This window comes from Streptosporangium longisporum (assembly GCF_039534895.1).
Lineage (GTDB): Bacteria > Actinomycetota > Actinomycetes > Streptosporangiales > Streptosporangiaceae > Streptosporangium > Streptosporangium longisporum.
In genome coordinates this window covers 733,269-755,654 of the sequence record NZ_BAAAWD010000007.1, presented here as the reverse complement: position 1 = coordinate 755,654, position 22,386 = coordinate 733,269, and the positions used below count along the sequence as shown (strand labels likewise).

Annotated in this window: 24 protein-coding genes; 10 read left to right on the top strand and 14 right to left on the bottom strand. The window is 70.9% G+C overall.

Going from position 1 to position 22,386, the window contains the following annotated elements:
- Nucleotides 1–72: 72 nt before the first annotated feature.
- Nucleotides 73–963, bottom strand: a complete 891-nt coding sequence (locus ABD832_RS16355; RefSeq protein WP_344895344.1) for a hypothetical protein — start codon at nucleotides 961–963, stop codon at nucleotides 73–75.
- 141 nt (nucleotides 964–1,104) lie between these two features.
- Between ABD832_RS16355 and ABD832_RS16350 the strand changes: the two genes are divergently transcribed.
- The gene (locus ABD832_RS16350) at nucleotides 1,105–1,620 is read left to right on the top strand and encodes a SigE family RNA polymerase sigma factor (protein ID WP_344895341.1); all 516 of its coding nucleotides are present in this window, start codon (nucleotides 1,105–1,107) and stop codon (nucleotides 1,618–1,620) included.
- Nucleotides 1,607–2,344: a hypothetical protein gene (locus tag ABD832_RS16345; protein WP_344895339.1), complete on the top strand. Its 738-nt coding sequence runs from the start codon at nucleotides 1,607–1,609 to the stop codon at nucleotides 2,342–2,344. The genes ABD832_RS16350 and ABD832_RS16345 overlap by 14 nt, the downstream gene beginning before the upstream one ends.
- A 207-nt stretch (nucleotides 2,345–2,551) precedes the next feature.
- Here ABD832_RS16345 and ABD832_RS16340 read toward each other — a convergent pair whose 3' ends face one another.
- Nucleotides 2,552–3,337 (bottom strand): siderophore-interacting protein, encoded by a 786-nt coding sequence (locus ABD832_RS16340; RefSeq protein ID WP_344895336.1) that lies wholly within the window; start codon nucleotides 3,335–3,337, stop codon nucleotides 2,552–2,554.
- Between the two features lie 183 nt (nucleotides 3,338–3,520).
- Between ABD832_RS16340 and ABD832_RS16335 the strand changes: the two genes are divergently transcribed.
- Both ABD832_RS16335 and ABD832_RS16330 read left to right on the top strand, forming a co-directional pair.
- Complete coding sequence (locus ABD832_RS16335) at nucleotides 3,521–4,270, top strand: TetR/AcrR family transcriptional regulator (RefSeq protein WP_344895333.1); 750 nt, start codon at nucleotides 3,521–3,523, stop codon at nucleotides 4,268–4,270.
- A 71-nt stretch (nucleotides 4,271–4,341) separates the two neighbouring features.
- Nucleotides 4,342–5,529: a YihY/virulence factor BrkB family protein gene (locus ABD832_RS16330; protein ID WP_344895330.1), complete on the top strand. Its 1,188-nt coding sequence runs from the start codon at nucleotides 4,342–4,344 to the stop codon at nucleotides 5,527–5,529.
- Nucleotides 5,530–5,733: 204 nt separating this feature from the next.
- On the opposite strand, the gene ABD832_RS16325 is transcribed toward ABD832_RS16330, so the two are convergent.
- The 3 genes from ABD832_RS16325 to ABD832_RS16315 all read right to left on the bottom strand — a co-directional run bounded on the left by ABD832_RS16325 (nucleotide 5,734) and on the right by ABD832_RS16315 (nucleotide 11,416).
- Complete coding sequence (locus ABD832_RS16325; protein ID WP_344895327.1) at nucleotides 5,734–7,623, bottom strand: RICIN domain-containing protein; 1,890 nt, start codon at nucleotides 7,621–7,623, stop codon at nucleotides 5,734–5,736.
- A gap of 394 nt (nucleotides 7,624–8,017) precedes the next feature.
- Nucleotides 8,018–10,267: a family 2 encapsulin nanocompartment cargo protein terpene cyclase gene (locus ABD832_RS16320; protein WP_344895324.1), complete on the bottom strand. Its 2,250-nt coding sequence runs from the start codon at nucleotides 10,265–10,267 to the stop codon at nucleotides 8,018–8,020.
- Between the two features lie 396 nt (nucleotides 10,268–10,663).
- Complete coding sequence (locus tag ABD832_RS16315; RefSeq protein WP_344895321.1) at nucleotides 10,664–11,416, bottom strand: TetR/AcrR family transcriptional regulator; 753 nt, start codon at nucleotides 11,414–11,416, stop codon at nucleotides 10,664–10,666.
- A 23-nt stretch (nucleotides 11,417–11,439) separates the two neighbouring features.
- Between ABD832_RS16315 and ABD832_RS16310 the strand changes: the two genes are divergently transcribed.
- On the top strand, nucleotides 11,440–12,693 hold the full coding sequence (locus ABD832_RS16310; protein ID WP_344895318.1) for an FAD-dependent oxidoreductase: 1,254 nt from the start codon (nucleotides 11,440–11,442) through the stop codon (nucleotides 12,691–12,693).
- Nucleotides 12,694–12,815: 122 nt separating this feature from the next.
- Here the strand turns inward: ABD832_RS16310 and ABD832_RS16305 are convergent, their stop codons facing one another.
- From ABD832_RS16305 to ABD832_RS16285, 5 genes are all read right to left on the bottom strand, one after another.
- A complete protein-coding gene (locus ABD832_RS16305) occupies nucleotides 12,816–14,012 on the bottom strand; it encodes an SMI1/KNR4 family protein (RefSeq protein WP_344895315.1) in 1,197 nt (398 codons plus the stop codon).
- Between the two features lie 332 nt (nucleotides 14,013–14,344).
- Nucleotides 14,345–14,569, bottom strand: coding sequence for a hypothetical protein (locus tag ABD832_RS16300; RefSeq protein ID WP_344895312.1), 225 nt, complete (start codon nucleotides 14,567–14,569; stop codon nucleotides 14,345–14,347).
- Nucleotides 14,570–14,683: 114 nt separating this feature from the next.
- Nucleotides 14,684–15,142 carry a hypothetical protein gene (locus tag ABD832_RS16295; protein WP_344895309.1) on the bottom strand — a complete coding sequence of 153 codons (459 nt, stop codon included), beginning with the start codon at nucleotides 15,140–15,142 and terminating at the stop codon, nucleotides 14,684–14,686.
- Between the two features lie 64 nt (nucleotides 15,143–15,206).
- The gene (locus ABD832_RS16290; protein WP_344895306.1) at nucleotides 15,207–16,121 is read right to left on the bottom strand and encodes a helix-turn-helix domain-containing protein; all 915 of its coding nucleotides are present in this window, start codon (nucleotides 16,119–16,121) and stop codon (nucleotides 15,207–15,209) included.
- A 180-nt stretch (nucleotides 16,122–16,301) separates the two neighbouring features.
- Nucleotides 16,302–17,042: a hypothetical protein gene (locus tag ABD832_RS16285; RefSeq protein WP_344895303.1), complete on the bottom strand. Its 741-nt coding sequence runs from the start codon at nucleotides 17,040–17,042 to the stop codon at nucleotides 16,302–16,304.
- A gap of 278 nt (nucleotides 17,043–17,320) precedes the next feature.
- Here ABD832_RS16285 and ABD832_RS16280 point away from each other — a divergent pair, with 278 nt between their 5' ends.
- The 3 genes from ABD832_RS16280 to ABD832_RS16270 all read left to right on the top strand — a co-directional run bounded on the left by ABD832_RS16280 (nucleotide 17,321) and on the right by ABD832_RS16270 (nucleotide 18,686).
- Entirely contained in the window at nucleotides 17,321–17,854 is a 534-nt protein-coding gene (locus ABD832_RS16280; RefSeq protein ID WP_344895300.1) for a PepSY domain-containing protein, read from the top strand.
- Nucleotides 17,855–18,092: 238 nt separating this feature from the next.
- The gene (locus tag ABD832_RS16275; protein ID WP_344895297.1) at nucleotides 18,093–18,278 is read left to right on the top strand and encodes a hypothetical protein; all 186 of its coding nucleotides are present in this window, start codon (nucleotides 18,093–18,095) and stop codon (nucleotides 18,276–18,278) included.
- Nucleotides 18,279–18,392: 114 nt separating this feature from the next.
- Complete coding sequence (locus tag ABD832_RS16270) at nucleotides 18,393–18,686, top strand: hypothetical protein (RefSeq protein WP_344895293.1); 294 nt, start codon at nucleotides 18,393–18,395, stop codon at nucleotides 18,684–18,686.
- 79 nt (nucleotides 18,687–18,765) lie between these two features.
- On the opposite strand, the gene ABD832_RS16265 is transcribed toward ABD832_RS16270, so the two are convergent.
- A complete protein-coding gene (locus ABD832_RS16265) occupies nucleotides 18,766–19,398 on the bottom strand; it encodes a nucleoside/nucleotide kinase family protein (RefSeq protein WP_344895290.1) in 633 nt (210 codons plus the stop codon).
- A 468-nt stretch (nucleotides 19,399–19,866) separates the two neighbouring features.
- On the opposite strand from ABD832_RS16265, the gene ABD832_RS16260 reads away from it, so the two are divergent.
- The gene (locus ABD832_RS16260; protein ID WP_344895287.1) at nucleotides 19,867–20,256 is read left to right on the top strand and encodes an isoamylase early set domain-containing protein; all 390 of its coding nucleotides are present in this window, start codon (nucleotides 19,867–19,869) and stop codon (nucleotides 20,254–20,256) included.
- Between the two features lie 72 nt (nucleotides 20,257–20,328).
- On the opposite strand, the gene ABD832_RS16255 is transcribed toward ABD832_RS16260, so the two are convergent.
- Nucleotides 20,329–20,808 carry a DUF6789 family protein gene (locus ABD832_RS16255; protein ID WP_344895284.1) on the bottom strand — a complete coding sequence of 160 codons (480 nt, stop codon included), beginning with the start codon at nucleotides 20,806–20,808 and terminating at the stop codon, nucleotides 20,329–20,331.
- A 429-nt stretch (nucleotides 20,809–21,237) separates the two neighbouring features.
- Between ABD832_RS16255 and ABD832_RS16250 the strand changes: the two genes are divergently transcribed.
- Complete coding sequence (locus ABD832_RS16250) at nucleotides 21,238–21,585, top strand: STAS domain-containing protein (RefSeq protein ID WP_344895281.1); 348 nt, start codon at nucleotides 21,238–21,240, stop codon at nucleotides 21,583–21,585.
- A 66-nt stretch (nucleotides 21,586–21,651) separates the two neighbouring features.
- Here the strand turns inward: ABD832_RS16250 and ABD832_RS16245 are convergent, their stop codons facing one another.
- Both ABD832_RS16245 and ABD832_RS16240 read right to left on the bottom strand, forming a co-directional pair.
- Nucleotides 21,652–22,056, bottom strand: coding sequence for an ATP-binding protein (locus ABD832_RS16245; RefSeq protein ID WP_344895278.1), 405 nt, complete (start codon nucleotides 22,054–22,056; stop codon nucleotides 21,652–21,654).
- Nucleotides 22,049–22,330 (bottom strand): STAS domain-containing protein, encoded by a 282-nt coding sequence (locus ABD832_RS16240; protein ID WP_344895276.1) that lies wholly within the window; start codon nucleotides 22,328–22,330, stop codon nucleotides 22,049–22,051. The genes ABD832_RS16245 and ABD832_RS16240 overlap by 8 nt, the downstream gene beginning before the upstream one ends.
- Nucleotides 22,331–22,386: the final 56 nt, after the last annotated feature.

Sequence of the window (22,386 nt, the reverse complement as noted above, 5' to 3'; positions counted from 1 at the left end):
CATCATCCGCCGGGATGACACGGCGACACGAGCCACGAAGGCCTCCGGTCGCCGCCTTCGAGAGATCGTGCGTCAGGGCAGAGCCGGCACGGCAGGCCGGGAGTTCGTCCAGCCGACCTCGATCAGCGTCTGCTCGTAGGACCACTCCGCGGACGCCTTGCCGTCGACCGTGCCCGTGTGGCTCTGCGACAGCAACACCATCCTGCCGGTGTCGACGATCACCCTCACCGTGGTCGAGGGCGCCTTCCTCGCCGCCTTGACGGACATGTCGATCACGACGGCGGCACCGGGTCTGCCCAGGTCGTCCTGTGCGTCGCCGTCGGCGCGGACGCCCGGCAGCGTCAGCAGGGCCCGGTAGGCCGCGACGCGGACCTCCCTCGGGGCGGGAACGTCATGCAGGAGCACAGGCAGGGTTTCCTTGAGCCAGCCGGCCAGGTCCATCTCCCGGCCTACCTGACCCGCCCTCGTGAGCCACTCCTTCAGACGGCCCACGTCGGCGGGCAGACGCTGAACCTCGTCGTACGTCAGCCGCTGCCCCGCGAACTCGAACCAGTCCTGTTCCCTCGGTGCGGGGGTCAGGGAACCCCGGCCGGGCTCGGTGGACAGCTTCACCGTCTTGCCGTCGATCGATTCGCTCCACCTGGAGGGGGAGCCGTCGCGTCGCCATGCCTTCCTGTCCGCCGCGGTCCTGGGCAGCGTCCCCAGGTCCCGGCCGCCGTACCAGGCCCTGCCGCCGGGAGCGCTCCACCGTTCGAAGACATGCCGCTCGACCAGCGAATAGGGGTTCGAGTCCGTACCGAACCGCCAGGGGTGGGGGGACGTCTCCAGCGTCCTGGTGTGCCAGTAGGCACCCTCCGGGGGAGTGCCCGCGCCGGCGGACGGCGCGCCCAGGACGGTGGCGCCCACGGCCAGGGCGACACCGAGAATGATCGACCGCCGGGACGGCATGGTCGCGAACGTCATCGGACTGCTCCATCGATTCGAAGTCACACTCGTCCACACACCTGAGCCGTCCGAAGGGTTGCCCGCAGAGTTCTCCGCGCGAGCGGGCAACCGTCGCGAGGGCCGAAGTGTGTTAGGAGGCGTGAAAGTGGACGGACAGCCGTGAGTGACCTGGAACCCGACTTCGGCGCTTTCGTGGCCGCACGCGCCACCAGCCTGCTGCGGGTCGCCTACCTCACCTGTGGCGACGAGACCGAGGCCGAGGACCTGCTGCAGACGGCGCTCGAGCGTACCTACAAGAACTGGGACCGGGTGGCCCGCTACGACAACCCCGACGCCTATGTACGGCGCGTCATCATCAACGCCGTCATCAACCGCGCCCGCCGCCGGGCGATCCTCAACATCATCCCCATGCACAGTCCGCCGGAGACGTCGGTCCGTGCGAGTGACCCCGACCTGTTCCACGTGCTCATGGACGCGCTGCGAACCCTGCCGCCCCGGCAGCGGGCGGTGATCGTCCTGCGGTACTGGGAGGACCTCAGCGAGACGCAGACCGCCGAGGTGCTCGGATGCGCGGTCGGCACGGTCAAGAGCCAGACGTCGAAGGCCATGGCCAAGCTCCGTTCGGCGCTCGGCCGGGAAACACTGGAAGGAGCGATCAAGGATGCTCACGCTTGAGGACGAGATCCGCCGGCTCATGACGGAGGGGACGGCGAGAATGCACGCCGCGCCCGACCTGCTGGGGCGGGTGGTGCGTTCCTCCCGGATCAAGAGGAGGAGGGCCAGGGCCGCGGTGACGGCCGCGTCCGTGGCCGCACTCGTGGTCGTCGCTCCGTCCGTCGCCGACCTGACCCTCGGTTCGCCGCCCACGACCGGCGACCGGAGCACGTTCCCCGCGGTACAGGAACCGCCCGCCATCGACGACACCCCGCCCGCGCCGACCGACCCGCCGGACCTCGGGGACCTGGGCGACGGCAGGGAGTTCGGGCACGTCAAGGTGGGATACCTGCCCGACGGGCTGCGATGGTCCCGGCGGTCGGTGGACCTGGGCGACTGGTACGCGACGTCGTACAACGACAAGGGCGACGAGAAGGGCTTCTATCGGGTCGAGATCTGCATGCACGAGCAGGAGAACGTCCGGAAGGTCGACGATCGTGTCCGGGCGTATCGCGCCGAGAAGGACGGCGCGGAGGTGACCGTCGGCGACCGGAGCGGCTACCTGGTCGTGCAGGGCGTCGGTGAGGACGGCATGAAGGGCACCCCGACCCTCTTCCTCAGAATGAGCGACAGGCAGTGGGCCGAGATCAGGTTCAGCCCGGTGTACGCCGAGACGTTCTCCGGTACCGAGGCCGTCGACGTCGAACTGAAGAAGATCGGAGAAGGGCTCACCTCCACCCTGTGACGCCGCGTCCAGCCACCGGCGGCCCCCTGAACCGGCACCTCACCGCTTCTGCCTCACCCGCGCGATCCTGCGGCGGGAGGTGTCCGGGCGCCGTCACGGCGGATCGTCGTCGGTACCGTCGAACCCGCGAAACGCCGGACGCCCGCCGGGCAGCCGGGGAAGCCGGGAGGAGGGCCCCGATCCCCGAACCATCTCGCCGGGATCACCTCAGTGGTGCAGGCCCCGCTTGTCCGGTGTCCAGAACGGCTTGACCCTGATCGACGTGTGGGGCCAGTCGTGCTCGCGGACCAGGTGGTCGCGGACGAGCCGGCACGTCCGGGCCTCCCCTGCGACGTACGCCGTCCCGGCGTTGCCGGGGAGGTCGAGCTCCGCCACCCCGGCGAGCAGCGCCTCGGAGGACACGGCCGAGGCGCCGTTCCGGTGGACACGGTGCAGCCTGTGGGGTCCGCCGGGCACCGGGACCTCGTCCTCCTCGGTGTCGCTCTCCAGCACCGCGAACACCGCCGCCTGCGGCCCGAGGACGCGGATCATCGGGCCGAACGCCACCGTCGCGGTCTCCTCGCCGACGAACAGGTGGTACGGCGCGGGCCGAGTCGTGAAGTCCCCCATCGGCCCCCAGAACCTCACCCGGTCGCCGATCATCACGTTGCGCGCCCAGGTCAGGCCGATCCCCTCACCGTCGTAGAGGTGGGCACGGAGCTCGAACTCCCGCGACTCGGGCGAGTGCTCCCAGATCGTGTAGGTCCGGAGCGTCTCGACGGGACGGAGGATCCCGTACAGCGAGAGCGGGTCGTTGATCTCGATCCTGACGTGCTGTCCCGGCACGTAGGGGCGCTCGTTCAGCTCCCGGCAGTGGATGCGGATGCGTCTCATCGTGGGCGTGACCATGCTCGCCTCCATCACCGTGCCCTCGGCGACGTGCTTGGCGAAGATGCGCTCCAGCGGGTTGAGGGAAGGGCGGCGACGTCCGGAAACCGCTCGGCCGGCGTTCACTCGGTGCTCCTCGGAAATGGTCGGAATGTATTCGGCACCTGTCTCGGCATCCTTGGGAACGGAGGCCGCTTTAGAAAACAAGAACATACTGATAAAGCAAAGAGTTTGACCCTATAACTTTGTTATTGATGCTAACACGACCATGCTCTATGATGTCAACGAGATCCCGACGAGGAAGAGGCGATGAGCACACCGAGCGCCACGAGCCGCAGGGAGCGGCTGCGGCGGACCACCCTGCGGCAGATCCATGCCGTCGCGCGGAAACTGCTGGTCACCCAGGGCTCCTCGGCCGTGACGATCAACGCCGTCGCCCGCGAGATGGGGATGAGCGGTCCCGCCCTGTACCGCTACTACTCCGGCTACGACGAACTGGTCGCGGACGTGACCGCCGGTTTCTACCGTGAGCTCGCCGGCACCGTCGAGGAGACGCGCCGGACATGGGCCGCGGCCCCCGCCGCCCGGCGGCTGCTCGCCATGTGCCGTGCCCTGCGCGGCTGGGCGATCACCCACTGCGCCGAGTTCGGCTGGATGTTCGCCAGCCCGGCCCCCTCCCCCGCCGACTCGGGCTTCGAGTCCTCCCGCTACGAGGCGGGGAACGAGTTCGAGAAGATCTTCCTGGGAGAGATCGTGAAGATCTGGGAGGCCGGGGGGTTCCCGGTCCCGCGCCCTGAGGATCTGGCCCCGTCCCTGCGCGCCCAGCTCGACGCGTACTCGGCCAGGATCGGCGAGCCGATGCCGCCCGCGGCGCTGCACGTCTTCCTCTCCGCCTGGACGAGGCTGTACGGCCTGCTGTGCATGGAGGTCATGAACCAGCTGAGCTTCGCCTACACCGATTTCGAGCCGGTCTTCGAGGAGTGCCTGCGCGATCTCTGCGGGATGTTCGCCCTGGCCTACGAGCCCCCATCGGCGGCCCAGCCCCGTCCGGCGCCCTGAGGGACACTCCCGCGCATCCCGACGGTGGTCGGCGGCGGTGAAACGCGTTCCTGCGGGTAGGGTCTGGCCTCATGACGGCCACCGCGAGGGCAAGCCGGTGGACCGACCGGCTCACCAGGGGATGGAACGACCTACGGCAGCGGTACGACTGGCTCGACCATCTCGTCCGCGCCGCCATCCACTACGACCGCACCGACGCGGGCCGCCTCTCGGCGGGCATGACCTATCACGCGTTCTACGCCACCTTCGCGCTGGTCCTGCTGGGCTTCGTGATCATCGGCCATGTGATGGACACACCGGCCGCGATCTCCCAGGTGGAGAACTACCTGAGCGAGACGCTGCCGCGCCTGAACGTGCAGGCGCTGCGCGACGCGCGGGACACGGCCGGGGTGATCGCCTCCTTCGGCCTGCCGCTGACCGGCCTGTTCTGGATCGACTCCATGCGCTCCTCCATCCGGGCCGTCTGGGGGCTGGTGCAGTACCCGGGGAACTTCTTCCTGCGCTGGCTGATCGACCTGGCCGTGATGGTCATGCTCGGGCTGCTGCTGTCGATCTCGCTGACCCTCTCCTTCGGCGCCCAGACCGCGCTGGCCTGGCTGATCGGGGAGACGATCGGGACCGAGGCGACCCCGGCGCGCTGGACGCTCTCGGCCGCGGCCTTCGTGCTCGGCATCGGCGTGAACCTGCTGCTGTCGACGGCGCTGCTGACGCTCACCCCCCGGATGCGCCTCTCCCCGCGCCGGGTCATCGGCCCGGCCCTGATCATCACGATCGGGCTGGAGCTGATCAAGAACCTCGGGCAGGCCTACTTCAACGCGAGCTCGGCGAACCCGGCGTACCAGGTCGTCGCGGGCGCGGTGGGCATGCTGCTGTTCCTGAAGCTGGTCAACGTGCTCATCCTGTTCGCCGCCTCGCACGCCGCGACCAGCCACCACGGCACGGCCGTCGACCTGTCCACCGGCCAGCCGGTCGAGGAGCCCCGCACGGAGGTCGTCACCGCCCCGGTGATCCCCGAGGTCGCCGAGCCCGGCAGAGCGGCCCCGGCCCCGACCCCGGAGCAACCCCCCGCACCGGCCTCACCGCCCCCCGGACCGGAGAACGGACCCGGGACCGGGACGGAGAACGGGGCTGGAAACGGAGCCGGGACCGGATCGGAGAACGGGACGGGTCCGGCGAACGGGACAGGTCCGGCGCCGGAACGGCCGGCGCCGCGGATCAGGCCGCGCCGGTACGATCTCCGTTCGCGCCGGACCCGCTGACCCGCCGATCTGCCGATTCGCTGATTCATCGATTCGCCGACCGGCACCGACGGTGCCCCGGGTGACCGGGACTCCGGCGGGCGGACCGGACCGGCGCTCCCGGCCGGAGAGGCCAGGATCCCGGGTTCCCGGGAAAGGACGCCCGGCCGGGATCCGGGCAAGGGCGTCCGGCCGGGAAGGACCGGACGCCCCGGGGCCGATCGCTCAGACGGCCCTGATGGCGAACCGCTGGCAGATGTTGTCCAGCCAGGCCCACTGCGCGATCTCGGCACCGGCCGCCAGCCCGCAGGAGGCGAGGTCGAGGGCCTTGCCGCTGTGCCGGGCCGTGAACCGGACCGAGCCGTCGGTGAGCACCTCCAGGCGCCACTGGGAGTTGTTGCCGGAGCAGGCCCCCTGCGTCACGTCGGCGCCGTCGGCGGTGGAGGCGGCGTTCACGATCAGGCAGCTCCCGGTGCTGTGGGCGGGGCGGATCCGGTAGTGGCCGTTGTCGGTGTGACCGAAGGTCCACTTCTGGCAGTCGGTGTTGAGCCAGGGCCACTGGCGGACGTTCGCGCCGTTGCCGGTCGAGCAGTCGGCCACGTCGAGCACCTTGCCGCTCTGCAGGCTGGTGATCGCGACGTTCCCGACCGGCTGCAGCCTCCACTGCTGGCAGGTGGTGTTCGACCAGGTCCGCTGCCGGACGTCGGCGCCGTCGGCGGTGCCGCAGTCGGCCACGTCGAGCACCTTGCCGCTGCTGCGGCTCTGCAGCCGCAGCCAGCCGTCGGAGGTGGTGATCGGCTGCCACTGCTGGCAGGTGTTGTCCAGCCACGCCCACTGCCGGACGTCGGTGCCGTCGGCGGTGCCGCAGTCGGCCACGTCCAGGGCCTTGTTGCTCTGCTTGTTGACCAGCCGGTGGTGGCCGTCGGCGGTGGGGTCCAGCACCCACTGGGCGGCCGTACCGGAGCAGGAGTGCTGGGCGACGTTCGCCCCGTCGGCGGCCGATCCGCCGGTGGTGGCCAGGCACAGGCCGCTGTTGCGGTTGACGAGCGTGTACGCGGCGCCCTTCACCGCCGTGGTGATCGGGCCCAGCTCGCCGGAGGGCACCGGCAGGTCGGTGCTCGTGGAGACGGGCGCGCCGAAGTTCGGGGTGCCGTCGGAGTTCCAGGTGAACTTCTGCGCCCGGGTGGACCGGGTGCTGCCGCAACCTTCGCTCGTGGAGGCGTTGCCGTGGTAGACGATCCAGTCCTCGGTGCCGTCCGGGGAGGTGAAGAAGCCGTGGTGACCAGGGCCGTACACGCCGTTGCCGCGCTGGAAGACCGGGTTGGGCGCCTTGGTCCAGGAGGAGGCGCTGAGCGGGTTGCTCCCGGTCAGGGTGAGCATGCCGAGCTTGTAGTCCGGCGTGTTGCAGGAGCTGGCCGAGTACACGATGAAGGTCTTCCCGTTGCGCTGCAGCACCTCGGGCGCCTCGTTGGTGCGCCCGCCCACGGTCTCCCAGGAGTGGGTGGGCCTGGAGATGAGGACCCTGGAACCGGTGACCGTCCAGGGGTCGCTCATCCGGGCGATCCACAGGCTCTGGTCGGCCCCCTGCCACTCCGACCACAGCAGGTAGAGCTGCCCGTTGAGCTGCAGGTAGGAGCCGTCGATGTTCCAGGTGCCCGGCATCGGCGAGCCCTTGAGGGTGTACGGCCCCATCGGGTCGTCACCGGCGCTCTCCAGCACGGTCAGGTGCTGGCGGTCGAGGTTGGCGCTCACCCCGGAGGTGTACATCATGTACCAGCGGGTGCCGTTGGGGCCGTTGAGCCGGTGGAACTCGAAGGCCCAGAAGTTGCAGCAGCTGTCGGCGGCGGTCTCCGACCAGACGTGCTGCGGGGCGGCGGTGCGCAGACCGGCCAGGGTGGGCGACTTGCGCATCACCAGCTGGGAGTTCCACGTGGTGGTGGCCAGGTAGTAGTTGCCCGCGTGGTACTGCAGCCACGGGTCGGCGCCGTTGGGCAGCAGCGGGTTGCGGAAGGTGGTCTCGCCCACCGCCTGGGCGGGCGCCGTGACCGCGACCAGGCAGCCGAGGCTGAGGAGAAGCGCGCAGATCGCGCCGATGATGCCCTTTCTTCGGGACATGAGGGGTACTCCTGGAGGGTGGAGGGATGGCACTCCGGACGATCGGCCGGTCGTCACGACATCGCGCACCGCGCCGAGGGTGGGACTCGGCATGCGGTGCCTCCCCGAGGGATGTTAGCGTTAACAAAACGGAGCGGGAAACGGTCGGGGTCACGGAGATCTTTCAGGGGTTCCGGGCAAGTGTCAGGGCGGCCACCGCCGTCGTCAAGGGAGTGCGAACCACCCGGAACGGCCGACGAGACTTCAGGAAAGCGCTTACCTGGCGTTACGCCCCCGCGGAACGCGCCGTATGAAGACGAACCCCGATGTACGTTTCATCCCGAACGGCACGGCGAGGCAGCTCGTGGACACGGCGGGGGTCCGGCACCGGCCCCCGGCCGTGTCCCGTCCACCGTCAGCGGGGCCGGGCCGGCACCGCCTCGGCGCGGGGCCGTGATCCCGGACGGGCGAGCGCGGTGCCCAGCCCGCTGGGGCCGATGACCGGCCGCACCCGCGCGGGCGGGTGGTGCAGCTCGGAGTCGTCGTAGCGGCGGGTCCGCAGGTGCCAGAGCAGGACCCCTGCCATCCAGTCCTGCAACTCCCGCACGTGACCGTCGAGCGCCGCCCGGGCGGCGGAGTCCAGGTCGTGCTCGTCGTACAGGACGGGCAGCTCGGTCGCGACGATGTGCTGGAACTGCCGCATCCGGGAGGTCATCAGGTCGTTGACGATGTCGGCGGCCCGCCGCCGGTCGCAGCCGAGGAAGTCCTGCACGACCAGCACGCAGTTGTGCAGCTCCCCCTCGAACTCGACCTCCTTGCGGTACGAGCACAGGTCGTTGACCAGGCAGGCGTAGTCGGCGGCCGAGTCGTCCAGCGCGCGCATCGTCCGGGTGCGGTAGATCCCGGGCGGCACCGACCGGCCGTGCGCCAGCCGGGAAAGGCTCATCGTGAGGTCGGAGCCGAACGTCCTGCGGCGCATCTCGATGTAGTCGACCGGGTCGGGCACCCGGTTCTGGGCCTGGTTGGCCAGCTCCCACAGCCAGCTGTCGGTCATGTCCCGTACGGCCCGGCGAAACGTGGCGCGCGCGTCCCGCGACATCGGCGTGGCGGTACGGACCCACAGGTCGGCCAGACCGCGTTCGACCGGGTTGGCGGGCGGCGGGACGGCGGAGAGGTCGAGCGGCATGAACGCCGCCAGCCGCGCGTCGAACAGCTTCGCCCCGGCCAGGTCGCGGCGGGCCCCGAAGACCACCGGGACGTAGTCGTCGGCGTAGGTGCCCCAGGTGAGCCAGAACGTCGACACGTCCAGCTCGGGGCCGGTCGCGTCCGGAGCGATCGCCCCGGCACAGACGGCGAAGTCGTAGGAGACGAGCTTGTGCTCGGTCCACACGGCCAGCCCGGGAAAACCGGGAAGCTGCTCGAACATCCCCATCTCGCGGGCCCACTCGACCGCGTTGCGGCGCGAGCGGTCCATGTGGGGGTTCATCCGGGCGGTGTACGGCATGTAGATCTCGGGCAGCGGCATCGGCCCGACCTTCCGCAGCGGGACGTGCGTGTGACTCCTGATCCCGCCCGGCCCGGTGAGGCCCGGCGCCAGCCTGATCCGCGACGCCGCGACGCCCAGGCCGGTCGGGCCGCCCAGCAGGGCCGGGGCGGCGACCGGGGAGTCGCGCGTGGCGCCGTTCATGTAGCGGCTGGAGCGCAGGTGCCACTCGTGGCCGCCCGACTGCCAGTCCTGCAGTCCCTTGACGTAGGCCAGCACGTCCAGGCGGGACCTCAGGTCCAGGCCGTGCTCCTCGAACAGCACGGGCAGCTCGGTCAGCACGGTGTTCTCGAACTGGTGCAGCCGGGAGGTGATCAGGTCGTTGACGGCGTCGGCGGCCTGCTGGGTCTCGTAGCCGAGGAAGCGCTCGAAGACCAGCACGCCGTTGCTGAGCTCGCCCTCGTCGCCGACCTCGCGCTCGTAGGAGAAGAGGTCGTTGCGCAGGTGCACCGCGTCGGAGAAGGTGTCGCGCAGCACGCGCATCGGCCGGCTCGCGGCGACGGCGTCCGGGACCTCGGCCCCGGCGGCGTGCTCGACCAGGTTGGCCGACCAGGGCGCCCCGCCCACCTTGCGCCGCATCTCGACGTACTCGATCGGGTTGGCGACCCGGCCCTCGTTGATGTTGGCCAGCTCCCACAGCGACTCGTCGAGCAGGTTCCTCGTGCTCTCGGCGAACCGGGCGCGCCAGCCGTCGGACCTCGCCGGGACGGTGCGGCCCCACAGGTCGGCCAGGCCGCGCTCCACCGGATTGCGCGGCTCGCCGGGCGAGCCGGTGGGGTGCACCGGCATGAAGGCGGCCAGCCGGTCGAGGTACTCCCTGGCCCCGGCCAGGTCGCCGCTGCGCTTGAAGGTCTCCAGGAAGTGGTCGTCGAAGAAGAACACCCAGACGTACCAGTCGGTGATCAGGTCGAGCTCGGCGGCCGGGGCGTCGGGGTGGGTGTAGGCGCACAGCAGGCCGTAGTCCATGGCCTCCAGCCTGGCCTCGTCCCAGATCCCGAGCTCGTCGTCGAGGATGCCCATGTCGTGGGCCCAGGCGCGGGTGTGCTCGCGCGCGGTCTGCACGTGCGGGTTGAGCCTGGCCGGGTACGGCACGTAGAAGTCGGGGAGCTCGAAGGGGGGCACGCGCTGTCCTTCCGGTCTGCCCCGGCCCGCTCGCGGACGACCCGGGCGGGACACCGGGACACGCGGCGGAGCGGGAGGTGGTCACGCTCGGCGGATCGACGAGACGGCCGCCCTCGGGGGCCCTCGACACGCAGAACGTTACGCAATGGCCACGGAGAGTGAAAGCGTTCTCCGTGAATCCCCCGTGTCACTCTCGGGCAGGGCGTTCCCGCCACCATCCGGAGGAGGCCGCGGGGGAGCGGGGAGGTCAGGGCCGGACGGGTCCCTCACCGTGACCTCGGGGCGGTGGGCCGGACGAGGCCGTGGAACAGCGGGACCAGGCTTCTCACCGCGACGTTCGGGGCGGCGGGCCGGGCGAGGCCGTGGAGCCGCGGGACCAGGGTCCGGACGGGCTCCTCACCGCGGCTTCGGGGCGGAGGGCCCGGCGAGGCCGTGGAGCAGCAGGGAGGTCAGGGTCTCGACGATCTCGTCGTCGGTGAGCCCCGGGCCGTGCTCACCGGCGGTGAGCAGCGCGTACCCGAACATGGAGATCATCGCGCCCATGGCGGCGGCGACGATCGCGGGGTCGCCGGGCAGGTCGCGGCCCCGCTCCCGGGCGTACTCCAGGTGGTCGCGGAAGACGGCGGTCTCGGCCACCAGGTTCCGCCAGGCGCGGCCGGTGCCGGGCGCCTCGGCCATCATCGACTGCATGAGCGCGAGCACGACCGGCAGGTGGTCGCGCATCACCGTCCAGGTGACGCCGAGGTGGGCGTGGAGCTGGTCGCGCTCGGTCAGGTCGTGCTCGCGCGGGTGCGCGCGGACGCCGATCTCCGCGTCGGCCTGGTCGTCCATGTCCCGCATCAGCGCCTGGAGCAGCGCCTCCTTGCTCGCGAAGTGGTCGTAGAAGGAGCCGGTGGCGCGTCCCGCCTCGCGGGTGATGTCGGTGATCTTGGTGTTCGGGTAGCCGTTGTCGGCGAACAGGCGCCGTGCGGCCTGCTTGAGCGCCTGCTCGGTCTCGGCCGCCTTGATCTTCCGCGTGCCCGCCTTCCTGGTGGCCTCCGCCGCATCGCCCTTCCGCGCACCCGCCTTCCGAGTGACCACCGCCGCCTCGCCCTCGCTCTCGCCCGCTCCTTGACGTCCCGTCTCGCACGACAGCATACTGAACCCCAATTCGCCGAATATAGATTCAGTGAATGAGGATTCAGAAAAGGGGAACCATGCGGGTCATCGTGGTGGGCGGCGGGGTGGCCGGGGCGGTGAGCGCGATCGCGCTCCGGCGGATCGGCGCCGAGGTCACCGTGTACGAGGCGTACTCCGATCCCGGCGGGCAGGTCGGCTCGTTCCTGAGCCTGGCGGTCAACGGCCTGCGCGCCCTGGAGTCGCTCGGCTGCCTGGAGCCGGTACGGCGGGCCGGGTTCGACGTCTCCCGGCAGCGCCTGTGGTCGAGCGCCGGGAGGCTCCTGGGCGACGTCCCCCGCGGCCGTCTGTCGGGCGACCGCATGCGCGCGGTGACGCTGATGCGCGGGCACCTGGTCCGGACGTTGCGCGAGCACGCGCTACGGGCGGGCGCGGCGATCGTCACCGGTGAACGGCTGGTCGGCGCGGTGAACGGCGGGGACGGCGTGCGGGCCGTGTTCGCCGGTGGCCGTACGGACACCGCCGACCTGCTCGTGGGCGCCGACGGCCTGTGGTCGGCGACCCGGGCCGTCCTCGACCCGGCGGCGCCCGTCCCCGCCTATGCCGGGCTCTACAGCGTCTCGGGGATCGCCGAGAACCTTCCAGTCGGTATCGGGACGGAGGCGGGCACGTTCAACATGGTCTTCGCCCGCAACGGGGCGTTCGTCCACCTGCCGGCTCCCGACGGGACCGTCTGGTGGTCGGCGCAGGTCGCCCGTCCCGACGAACCGGACCTCACCGGGGTGGACGAGGAAGGGTGGTCACGGCGCTTGACGGAGCTCTACCGCTTCGAGGAGGTGCCCTCGGCGATCCTGCGGGCCACCACCCGGCTGCACCGGCCGACCCTGATGCACACCCTGGCCCCGGTGCCGACCTGGCACGACGACCGCATCGTGCTCCTCGGGGACGCGGCGCACCCGGTCGGCGCGGGCCAGGGCGCGTCCATGGCGATCGAGGACGCCGTGGTGCTCGCCCACCACCTGGCCACCGTCCCCGGCATCCCGGACGCGCTGGCCGGCTACGACCGTGCCCGCCGTGCCCGCGTGGGGAGGATGGTCAGGGCCGCGAGCGCCAACCGCGACTCCAAGACCGCGGGACCGGTCGGCCGCCGCGTCAACGACCTGATCATGCCGATCTTCTTCCGTCACTTCTACGAGAGGTCCACCGCCTGGCTCTACACCCACGGGTTCGAGCCGCTGCCCGGCCCGGGAGACGCCGCGCACGACGGCCCGGAGCGCGCCGCCGGGGACCCCGCGACGACCGGGAGGTGACGACCGTCGCGGGGACGCTCCCCGCGGGTCACCGCGACGGCCCGTTCCCTCGTCCCCGTCCGTTCCCTCGTCCCCGTCCGTTCCCCGGTCTCGTCCGGCCCGGTCTCCCCGTCCGGATCGTGTCAGGAGGAGCCGGAGGCATCCGGGTCCGCGGCCGGTGACGACTCGGCGACCTCCCACTCCAGCTGACCGCCGACCGCCCGGGGCCTCATGTGCCCGATGGAGCCGCCGGTCTCCAGGGCGTCCGCGGTGGCCTTCAGCAGGGCGTAGTACGAGCGGACCGCGATCCCTCCGACCGTGAAGCTCATGTTGCCCTCGTGATCGGTATGTCCGACGTCACCTTTCATCGAGTCGACCACGAGATGGTCGCCCGATCCGCTGGCGCTGATGGGGATCATCCGCCCGTCCCACCACTCCGAGCGCGGATCGGAGAGATCTCCTTCGACTCCGTCGTCGGAATCGACCCTGCACAGCATCCGCCATGTGTCCCGGATCTCCCGGACGCTCAGGTTCGTGTCCCCCTGGAAACCGAATCGCCAGACGCCCTCCACGAAGACGGTCCCGTCGTGCCTCAGCAGCGAGGCCCGCAGGGAGTCGGGGAAGCGCAGGCCCATCTGCGCCTCCGCCACCGCGATCGTCCGGGCCCTCGCGGGCCTGCCGAGCGTGCGACGGCTCGTGGGGGCGTTGGCCTTCAACCACCTCTCGATCCGCCGCCACTGCCGGTTCACCGCCCGCGTCACCCTCGGATCGACCGGCCGTACGCGGGGGACGGCGGGGGCGGGCCGGCAGTCCGCGTCGGAAGCCGGCCCGGGGTCCGGCCCGGGCGTCTCCGGCATCACGTCCGGCACCGACGGTTCCGACGGCCCCGGCGTCTCCGGCGTCTCCGGCGTCTCCGGCGTCTCCGGCGGCCCCGACGGCCTCGTGGACGAAAAAGACGGCGTGTCCTCGCCGAGGACCGCGTCGGCCCCCGACCCGTCGTCCGTACAGGCGTAGGTGAGGGCGAGGGGATCCCAGCCCTGGGTGCACGATCTCGCGTACCGGCCGGATTCCTCGATCGGCGTCCCCGGGAAGACCGCGGACTCAAGGGCCTGCACGGTGCCCGCCAGCAGGAGGAACGCGAGCCCGGCGACGCCCCAGCGGCGCAGCCGGCGCCGGGTGGCCTCGTCCAGCGGCGCTCGCGGCTCTCGCGGCTCTCGGGTGAGAAAGCGCTCGAAGGTGGAACGGAGGGCGGAGGGTTCGACGTCGTAGCGCTTGAGATCCTCGGCGGTGGGGACACCGAGGACCGGGACCGGGGGCCACGGCGGGACGGGCCCGCTCACCGCGCGGGCCGGGGTCCCGGACTGCGCCGAAGACGGGATCCCGGCGGGCGGGGCGTCGTGACGGAGGGGAGCGGAATCCCGGCGTGCCCGGCTCCGGCTCTGGCTCCGACTCTGGCTCTGGTTCCGGCTTCGGCTCTGGCGGAGACGCGTGACGATCGCGATGACCACCATCGCCGTCGCGCCGACCGCGAGCGCGAGCCGTACTCCTCGGGAAGTGATCAATCGCCGCACGTCCGGCAGAGTATCTTGAATCAGTCATGCCGGATCGGCGTTCCGCGACCTCATACGCGCGGCGGCGCGCACCCGGCCCGGCGAACGGGCCGGCGTCCCCCTCACTCGTCCCCGACGCGCTCCCTGATCCACTCCAGACCGTCCTCCCAGGAGGCGAAGGCCTGCAGGTAGCGGCCGTCACGGGCGTGGAAGGCGTGGTAGCGGAACTCCCCGTCGCTGCCCGTACGGATCAGGTCGTAGAGGTCGCCCTTGGAGCGGTACCACACGCACTCGGCGTCGGCGGGACGCGAGGGCGAGGCATAGGCGAACTCACGTGTGATGGACATGGGACGGATGCTACGGATCGCCGAATCACCAGGCAATGCCGTATCCATTTCATTAAGGGATATTCCGCCCTCCCGGGAACTCCGGGAGGGCGGAACGCCTGGCAGGGGTCGCGTTCACCCCGCGGGTGGGGCCGGGGTCGAGCTCACCCGGTGGTCGGTCAGGTGCAGGTCGCCCCCCAGCTCCTGTCGCAGCTCGTCCAGGACCTTCCGCGCGCCGAGCACGGTCCACAGGTCCCCCACGAGGTGCGGGTTGTACTCCGGCGCCTGGTCCATCCACTGGTCCTTGCCGGACTGGGTGACGAAGGTGCTGATGAAGAACCGGCCCGTGGCGGTCTTGCAGGCCCCCGTCCGGATGTCGACCGCGTCGACCTGGATCGTGGGCTTGCAGCCGACCTTCTCGGCCAGCTGCTCCACGGTGAGCGGCGGCCCCGCGGGAGCGGCGTTGCCGGCCGCGACCGGGGCTGCGGGGGGCTGCTCCGCGCTGCAGGCGAGGGAGAACGAGAGAGCGAGGGTCACGGTGGCGACCACGCGGATGTTCCTGGCGACACCGATCCGGCGCGAATGTGTCAACATCCTTCAGATACGCTCACCGGCCCCGCCGGGTTCACCGCATCCGGCACACACTCGCGGGAGGGCGTCAGCCCGCGAGCTCGTCGCGGAGCTCGCGCAGGAACCGCTTGCTCTCGGCGAGGGAGTACGCCTGGACGCACAGGCGGTCCATGACCTGCATGTAGTGGTCGGTCTCCTCGAGCTTGTCCACGTACAGGGCGCTGGTGAGCTGCTCCATGTAGACCACGTCGGGCAGGTCCCGGTCGGCGAAGCGCAGGATGGAGAAGGGCCCTCCGGCCGCGGCGTGACCGCCGTGCTCGAACGGCATGATCTGCAGCTTGATGTTGGGCATCTCGACGACCTCGAGCAGGTGGTCGATCTGCGCGCGCAGCACCTCGGGCCCGCCGATGGGCCTGCGCAGCACGGCCTCGTCCATCACGGCCCACAGGGTCGGCGCGTGCGGCCTGCTCAGGCGCTCCTGGCGGGCCAGCCGCAGCGAGACGCGGCGGTCGACCTCCTCCGCGGAGGCGGCACCGTGCACCAGCATGATGACGGCGCGCGCGTACTCCGGACTCTGCAGCAGGCCGGGGATGAACTGCACCTCGTAGGTGCGGATGACCGAGGCGGCCTCCTCCAGGCCCACGTAGACCTCGAACCAGCTGGGCAGGAGGTCGCCGTACTTGTGCCACCAGCCGGGGGCGTTGGCCTGGCGGGCCAGGGCGAGCAGCGGGGCCCTTTCCTCGGTATCGGTCACCCCGTACATCGTCAGCAGGTCGGCGACGTCGCGTTCCTTGAAGCCGACCCGCCCGAGCTCCAGGCGGCTGATCTTGGCGTGGGAGGCGCGGATGGCGTAACCGGCCTGCTCGCGGGTGATGTTGTTGGCGACGCGCAGCCGCCGCAACTGGGAACCGAGCAGAATGCGCAGGATGGTGGGGCCACCACCGCCCGAGTAGGCGAGGACGCCACTCTGTGCGTCACTGTCCTCGGCGGTCTGTCCGGCCATGTCGGCTCCCTGTCTCACCTTTCTGCGATGTCATACCTTTCCATACTACTGTGAGATTTGCACGGCCCTACGCGACCGCACGTACCCGATGCACTTGCAAACGCATGTGCATACGCCATCGAATTGTCATTTAAAGACATATTCCAGGACAACGGTACGGCGTCCGAAAACCCCGGCGGGTCACTGTCCCACCGCGAGCCCGTACGCGCCACCGACACCGCCCGCCGAGCCCGCCGCACCCATCAAGCCCATCGCACCCGCCGAGCCCGCCGAGCCGGACCCGTCGTTCTCCCCCGGAAGGACGCCCCGGTTCGTGGCGGTACGCCGGGAGAGCATCCCGCGCACGATGTCGCAGAGCTCGCTCGTCTCCCGCGGCGAGAGCACCTGGCTGAGACGTCGCTCGACCACGCCCCCGCTCACCGGCCCCGGAGCCCTCGTCACGTTGAGGTAGCCGGACAGGAACGCGATCCGGAACAGCTTCTCCTGGGAGGGCGACTCGGCCCGGCCCCGGGCGGACCTCTCCGGCGCGTCCCCCTTCCGGTGACGGGACACCTTCAGCCCGGGGAGCAGCAGGTGCGCGGCGGCCCGCTGCAGGGCCCTGCCGTAGGCGCGCATCGGCCCCTCGGGGGAGAACGCCACGATCGACCTGCCGACCGACTCCGCCGCCTCCGCCGGAAGGTCCGCGATGCCGGTCTCCTCACCCAGGCAGGTGTAGACCCGCACCACCCTCTCCCCCACGTACCCCGGCTGGACGTGCTGGGAGAGGGTGACCGTCACCGTCGACCCGTCCGGGTTGCGCAGCTCGGCGATGTCGGCCGCGTGAGTGATGTAGGTGGTGAAGTGCTCCCGCTCGCACCACGACGGGCACGAGACCCCGTCCCGGAGACGAAGAGTGCCGACGGAGGCCGTGATGTCGTCCATCCCAATCCTTCCAGCGCGCGGATCCGCGACGGCGGCACGAGGGACGGCGGCGGCCCGCGTCCGGCCACGGGCCGGGGAGCGCCGCCCCGGCCCGCACCGCCGGTTCCAGGGTCGCTTTCATCCGCAGGTACGCAGGAACGGCGCGCCGGGTTCATCCCGCCCTCGTACCGGCCCCTCACCGGCCCGTCGCACCGCGATCCGGTGACCCGGCCGGCCTTAACCTGCCTTTAGGGTTGCCGCAGCGTGACGCTAACGAGGTCCCCGGCACAGTGGTGGACATGCGAAACACGACGAAGATCACCATTGCCAGCGCCGGACTTCTCGCCGTCGTCGCCGGAGGCGGCGCGGTGGCGTTCGCCGGAACCGCCACGCCCACCCCGGCTCCGAGCGGCACGGCGACCTCCCCCGCCCCGGTGAACACGACCCCCGGCACCGAGACCGCCCCCACCGCCCCGCAGCCCGGTGAGGCCGAGGCCAAGATCAAGCGGGACGCGGCCGTCAAGATCGCCCAGGACAAGGTGCCCGGCGCCAAGCTCGTCAAGGCCGAGTTCGACGGCGGGGAGACCCCCACCACCTGGGAGGTCGAGCTCCTCCAGGGCGACGTCGAGCACGAGTTCGACATCGACGCCACCAGCGGCGCGATCCTGGAGCAGGACCAGGAGACCAGCACGGCCGCCGAGCGGGCCGCCGACCAGGCCGAGGACCAGGCCGAGCAGGCGGGCCAGGACGACGACCAGAACGACCAGAACGAGCAGGCCGAACCGGCCGAGCAGGACGACCAGAACGAGCAGGCCGACGGCCAGGACGACTGACACCACCGGAACGCCCTGACGCCCCCGCGACGGGGAGCGTGAAGGGCCGGGGACGAACCACCCCTCGCCCCCGGCGCGACCGGCCCCCGGGTCCACGTGACCTCGGGGGCCGCTCCGCGTCCGGCGCGCACCCCGGCCCCGCGGCCCGCGGAGGGCGCCGTCACGTGCGCGGTCGTGGAGTCGAAGCCCGAAGCAGGGGTATGGGGAGCGAATGAGCCTTCAAGAAGAACTGCGTCAGGTGGAAGCGGATTTGGAGAGAATGCGCACCGAGGTCGCCGAGATGCGCCGTCAGGTCGGGGACGTCGGTCCCACCGACCCCACGGAGCAGTCGATGATGATCAATCAGGCCGACGAGCAGGAGGTCATCATCGCCTCCCTCGACGCCAGACGCGAGGACCTGCTCAAACGCCTGCGCGAGGAGTGACCCGGGCCGCGTGCCCCCGTCCCCGGTGAAGCCCTCACCTGCGGTTCGTGACATTCGGTTATCCATCATCCCAGGGGGTAACCATAAGAACGAACCATCATCGGGGGGGACGAAATGATCAAAATGCTTCACAAGATGGGCGTGAAGTCCGGCGCGATGTACGTCGCCGGTATCGCCTCGATCGGCGTGTCGATCGCGGTCTGGGCGACGTCGCACTCGTCGGAGAAGGCGGGTATCGACCGCGCGGACCGATGGGGGATCTTCATCGGGGAGTGGGCGCCCACCTTCTTCGCGATGGGGGTCGCGCTGCGCATGGAGGAGGTCCGCGACGAGGCACAGCCCTCCGAGCCGGAGCAGCTCCGCAGCTCCTACTCCGAGGGCAGGATGCCCTCACGGGCGGGTGTCTAGCGGCACCACCGGATGATCGGACGGCGGGGCGCGTCGAGGGACGCGCCCCGCCGTCATGTTCCCGTCTCCCCGGACCGGGTCAGGCCGGGGCGACCAGGGCGGGATGGCGTGGGTCGTCGACCCGGACGACCACGTCCGCGATCTCCGCGGGCCCGACCTCCTCCTCGTAGCGGGCGTAGGCGGGCAGCGTCCAGCGCTCGTCGTCGGGGGTGCGCCGGGCGAGCGCACCCGGCGAGAGCCGCAGGTGCACGGTCAGCTCGAACGGCAGCCCCCGGCCCAGCAGCAGGGGGCCGTCCAGCAGCAGCACCCCGCCCGCCGGCACGGTGACGTAGGACGCGCGGGTGGCGCGGTCGGTGACGCTGTTCCAGAGGGTGGGCAGCACCTTGCCCGACCCTCCCGCATCCAGCGGCCCCAGGACCTCGCGGGTCAGCCCTCCGTGGTCGAACCAGTCGGTGTAGAAGGAGTCGGGGTCGGTACGGCCGAACTCGAAGCGGAGCGAGGCCGGGCGCAGGAAGTCGGCGGCCGAGACGCGGAACACCTCCCGGCCGCGGATCCTGAGCGGGCCGGCGAGCGCGTCGGCGAGGTCGCCCGGCCGGGCCGCCGGGGCTCCGTCGAGCGCGACGCGCACCCACTCCCCGCGGGGCCGCGCGGCCACCCGGTCGGCGAGTTCCTCCACCAGTGACGACGGGGATATCGGCCGTATCTGCTGCACCCCACCATCCTCGCCGACGCGCGGCCGTGACGGACCCACGGGCACGAGCACCGCCACGCGGTCGTCACGGACCCACGGGCGCGAGCACCTCGCGCGGTCGTCACGGACCCACGGACCCACGGACCCACGGGTGCCGGTCCGCGGTCGTCACGGATCCGCGGGCACGAGCACCCGGCGCGTTCGTACCCGCCGGTACGGGCGCCGGTTCGCGGTCGCGGGCCGGTCGCCCGCCATGACCTGGTCAAGGTCGGACGTGATGGCGCTCAAAACTTGGCGTGTCCGGGTTGTCCAGCCGCTATGGGCGGTAACGAACCATATGGATCGACGGCTCGGCCGTGACCGGGCGTCGGCCTCTGATCGCGTCACGTCTCTGTCGGCGCGGTCCGGTAGTTGGCGTGATCTTCACGCTTTCCGCAATCGAGATCACGGCGCATTACGTACAGAGACAGTGATGTCAGGAGGATTTCAGTGATCAAGCGCGGTAAGCCGACCAAGAACGGCCAGGTCAAGCTGACTTTCACCGTAACGGAGAACCCGGGCCATGGCGGGGTCTCCCTGGTCGGCGACTTCAACGACTGGGACCCCTACGCCCACCCCATGGAGCGCAAGGAGAACGGCGCCTACCAGGTGAGCGTCGTCGTGCCCGCCCGGCAGCCCATTCGCTTCCGCTACCTCGCGGACGGCGGCGTATGGTTCGACGACGCCGACGCCGACCACCACGACGAGCACGGCGGCCGGATCAACCCGGTGGACGTACCGGAGATGCCTGACATGACCGCGGCGCGTACCGTGGGCAAGCCGATGCGGCAGACCCTCTCGGCCGGGCAGTCCGCCTCGGCCTCGGTCCCCGCCTCGTAGACGGGGTCTCGTCCTCGGACGGGACCTCGTTCGCGGGGACGGCCGGATCCGCGGTCCCCGCGAACCCCGCGCTCATCCGCGCGGATCGCCGCTCCCCGGTCCGGCAGGGCCGGTGGAGCGGCTCATGCCGTTCACGGCGAGGGTGAGCGTCGCGCCGTACACGACGTGAGCGGCGGCCATCACCGCCGGGCGTCCCGGCCGGTCGTCGGAGATCGGCGGCATGATCCTCAGCATCGGCACCCAGCCCTGGTAGCTGACCAGCCAGATCGCCAGCCCATACCCCACCCCGATCGGTATCGGGGCGCGTTCCTTCCCGAAGACCGCGCCGAACGCGGCCCCGCACGCGCTCCCGAAGGCGAAATGCGTGAGAGCGCCGAGCACCCCCTCACCGCGCTTGGGACGGTGCCGGTTCCCGGGCATGAAGGCACGGACGATCTTCTTGGGCGGCTGGTCGCCCATCAGGCCCGCGCGGTCGCCGGCGAGCATCACCGCGCTCATCGTCGCGGTGGCGAGGACGCCCCCCACGGCTCCCTTGACGAGATCACGCAACATGACCGTTCCCTTTCGCCGTGTCCGGTTCGCAGGACTGCGTCTTCACCGTCTTCACCGTCTTCACTCTCCCCGTTCCCTACCGCTCCTGGCCGCTTCCGGCCGCTTCCGGCCGTCTGTCGCGGTCCGTGCCGTCCCCGCCGGATCGGTGGGCCGCCCTCTCGCCGTGCCCGCGACCGGAGCGGGCAAACGGCGGCCTCCCCGGCAGGTCAACCGGCCGCCGGTGACGGCACGGCGAGGGTGCGGGAGGGCGTGCGGACGGCGGCGCCGATGGCTTCCGATCACCGGTGGTATGCCATCAGGCGTTGAACTGTCACGAGCCACGGGCGTACGGTGGAGGCGAATGGCACCCGTCCTTGTACGGCTCCCGACCGGGCGCTGTCCCCAATCTGCCGTAGACAGCGGGGCGATATGACTCGACTATCCGTCACCGTGGACACGCGTCCCCACTTCTCCGTGGTGACCCTGACCGGAGATCTGGACAAGTCCTCGGCGCCGCGGCTGGAGGAGAGGCTCGCGGAGTTCATCAGACGAGGTCACGTCTACCTGGTCATCGACACCACGGATCTGGAGTTCTGCGACTCCACGGGCATCTGGGTGCTGCTGACGAGCCTGCGTCGCACCTACGAGCGGAAGGGATGGCTGCGCCTGGTCGGCGTGCACGGCTTCCTCGGCCGCCTGCTCGAACTGACCCGGCTGCGCGACGCGTTCCCCATCGACTCCACCCTTGAGGAGTCCCTGCGCGAGGTGTCCGGCGGAGGCGTCCCGGTCGCGCGCTGATCCCGGCGAGCCGGTAGGAAGCGGCCGGCGCGGAACGGTCAGCGCAAAGCGGTCAGTGCGGAACGGTCAGTGCGGAAGCAGCATCGTGAGCCGTACCGTCGATCCCCCCGGGTCGTGCAGGATCTCCACCGAGTCGCACAGCGTGCGCATCAGCCAGATCCCGTAGCCACGGCGGGATCCCACAGGGGGCTGCTTCATGCCCGCGTGGGGATCGATCAGCAGACCCGCGTCGTCGTGGATCTCCGCGACGACCCGTCCCTCCAGGTGGCGCATCGTGAGGGTGCCGGTTCCGCCGGAGTGGTCGAGCACGTTGTTGGCCGCCTCGCTCAGGGCGAGAACGAAGTTCTTCTCGGTGACCTCGTCGAACTCCGCCCGGACCAGGAAGGCACGGACCTTCGCCCTGAGGGAGGCGAGATCCCCGGAGATCGGGAAGGTCACGCGAGCGATGTCGGCACCGCTCCCGTCACCCATGGGACTCCTCGACGATCCGGATCACCTGGTCGAGGGCGGAGATCCGGAAGAGCTGCCGCAGATGCTCGCCCACCCCGGTCAGGACGAACTCCACCCCGGCGCGCTCGGCGTCGGCGTGGGCGTCGAGCAGGGCGACGATCCCCGAGGAGTCGCAGAACGGCACGTGCGTCAGCTCGACGACCAGCAGGGCGGGGGATTCCCGCAGGTCCGCGTCCACCGCGGCGGCCAGTTGCTCGGCGGAGTCCCGGTCCAGGTCGCCGGCAGGAACGAGCACGGGAGAACCATCGGGGTCGATCCTTCGCTCCAGACGAATGGCCATATCCTCACCGC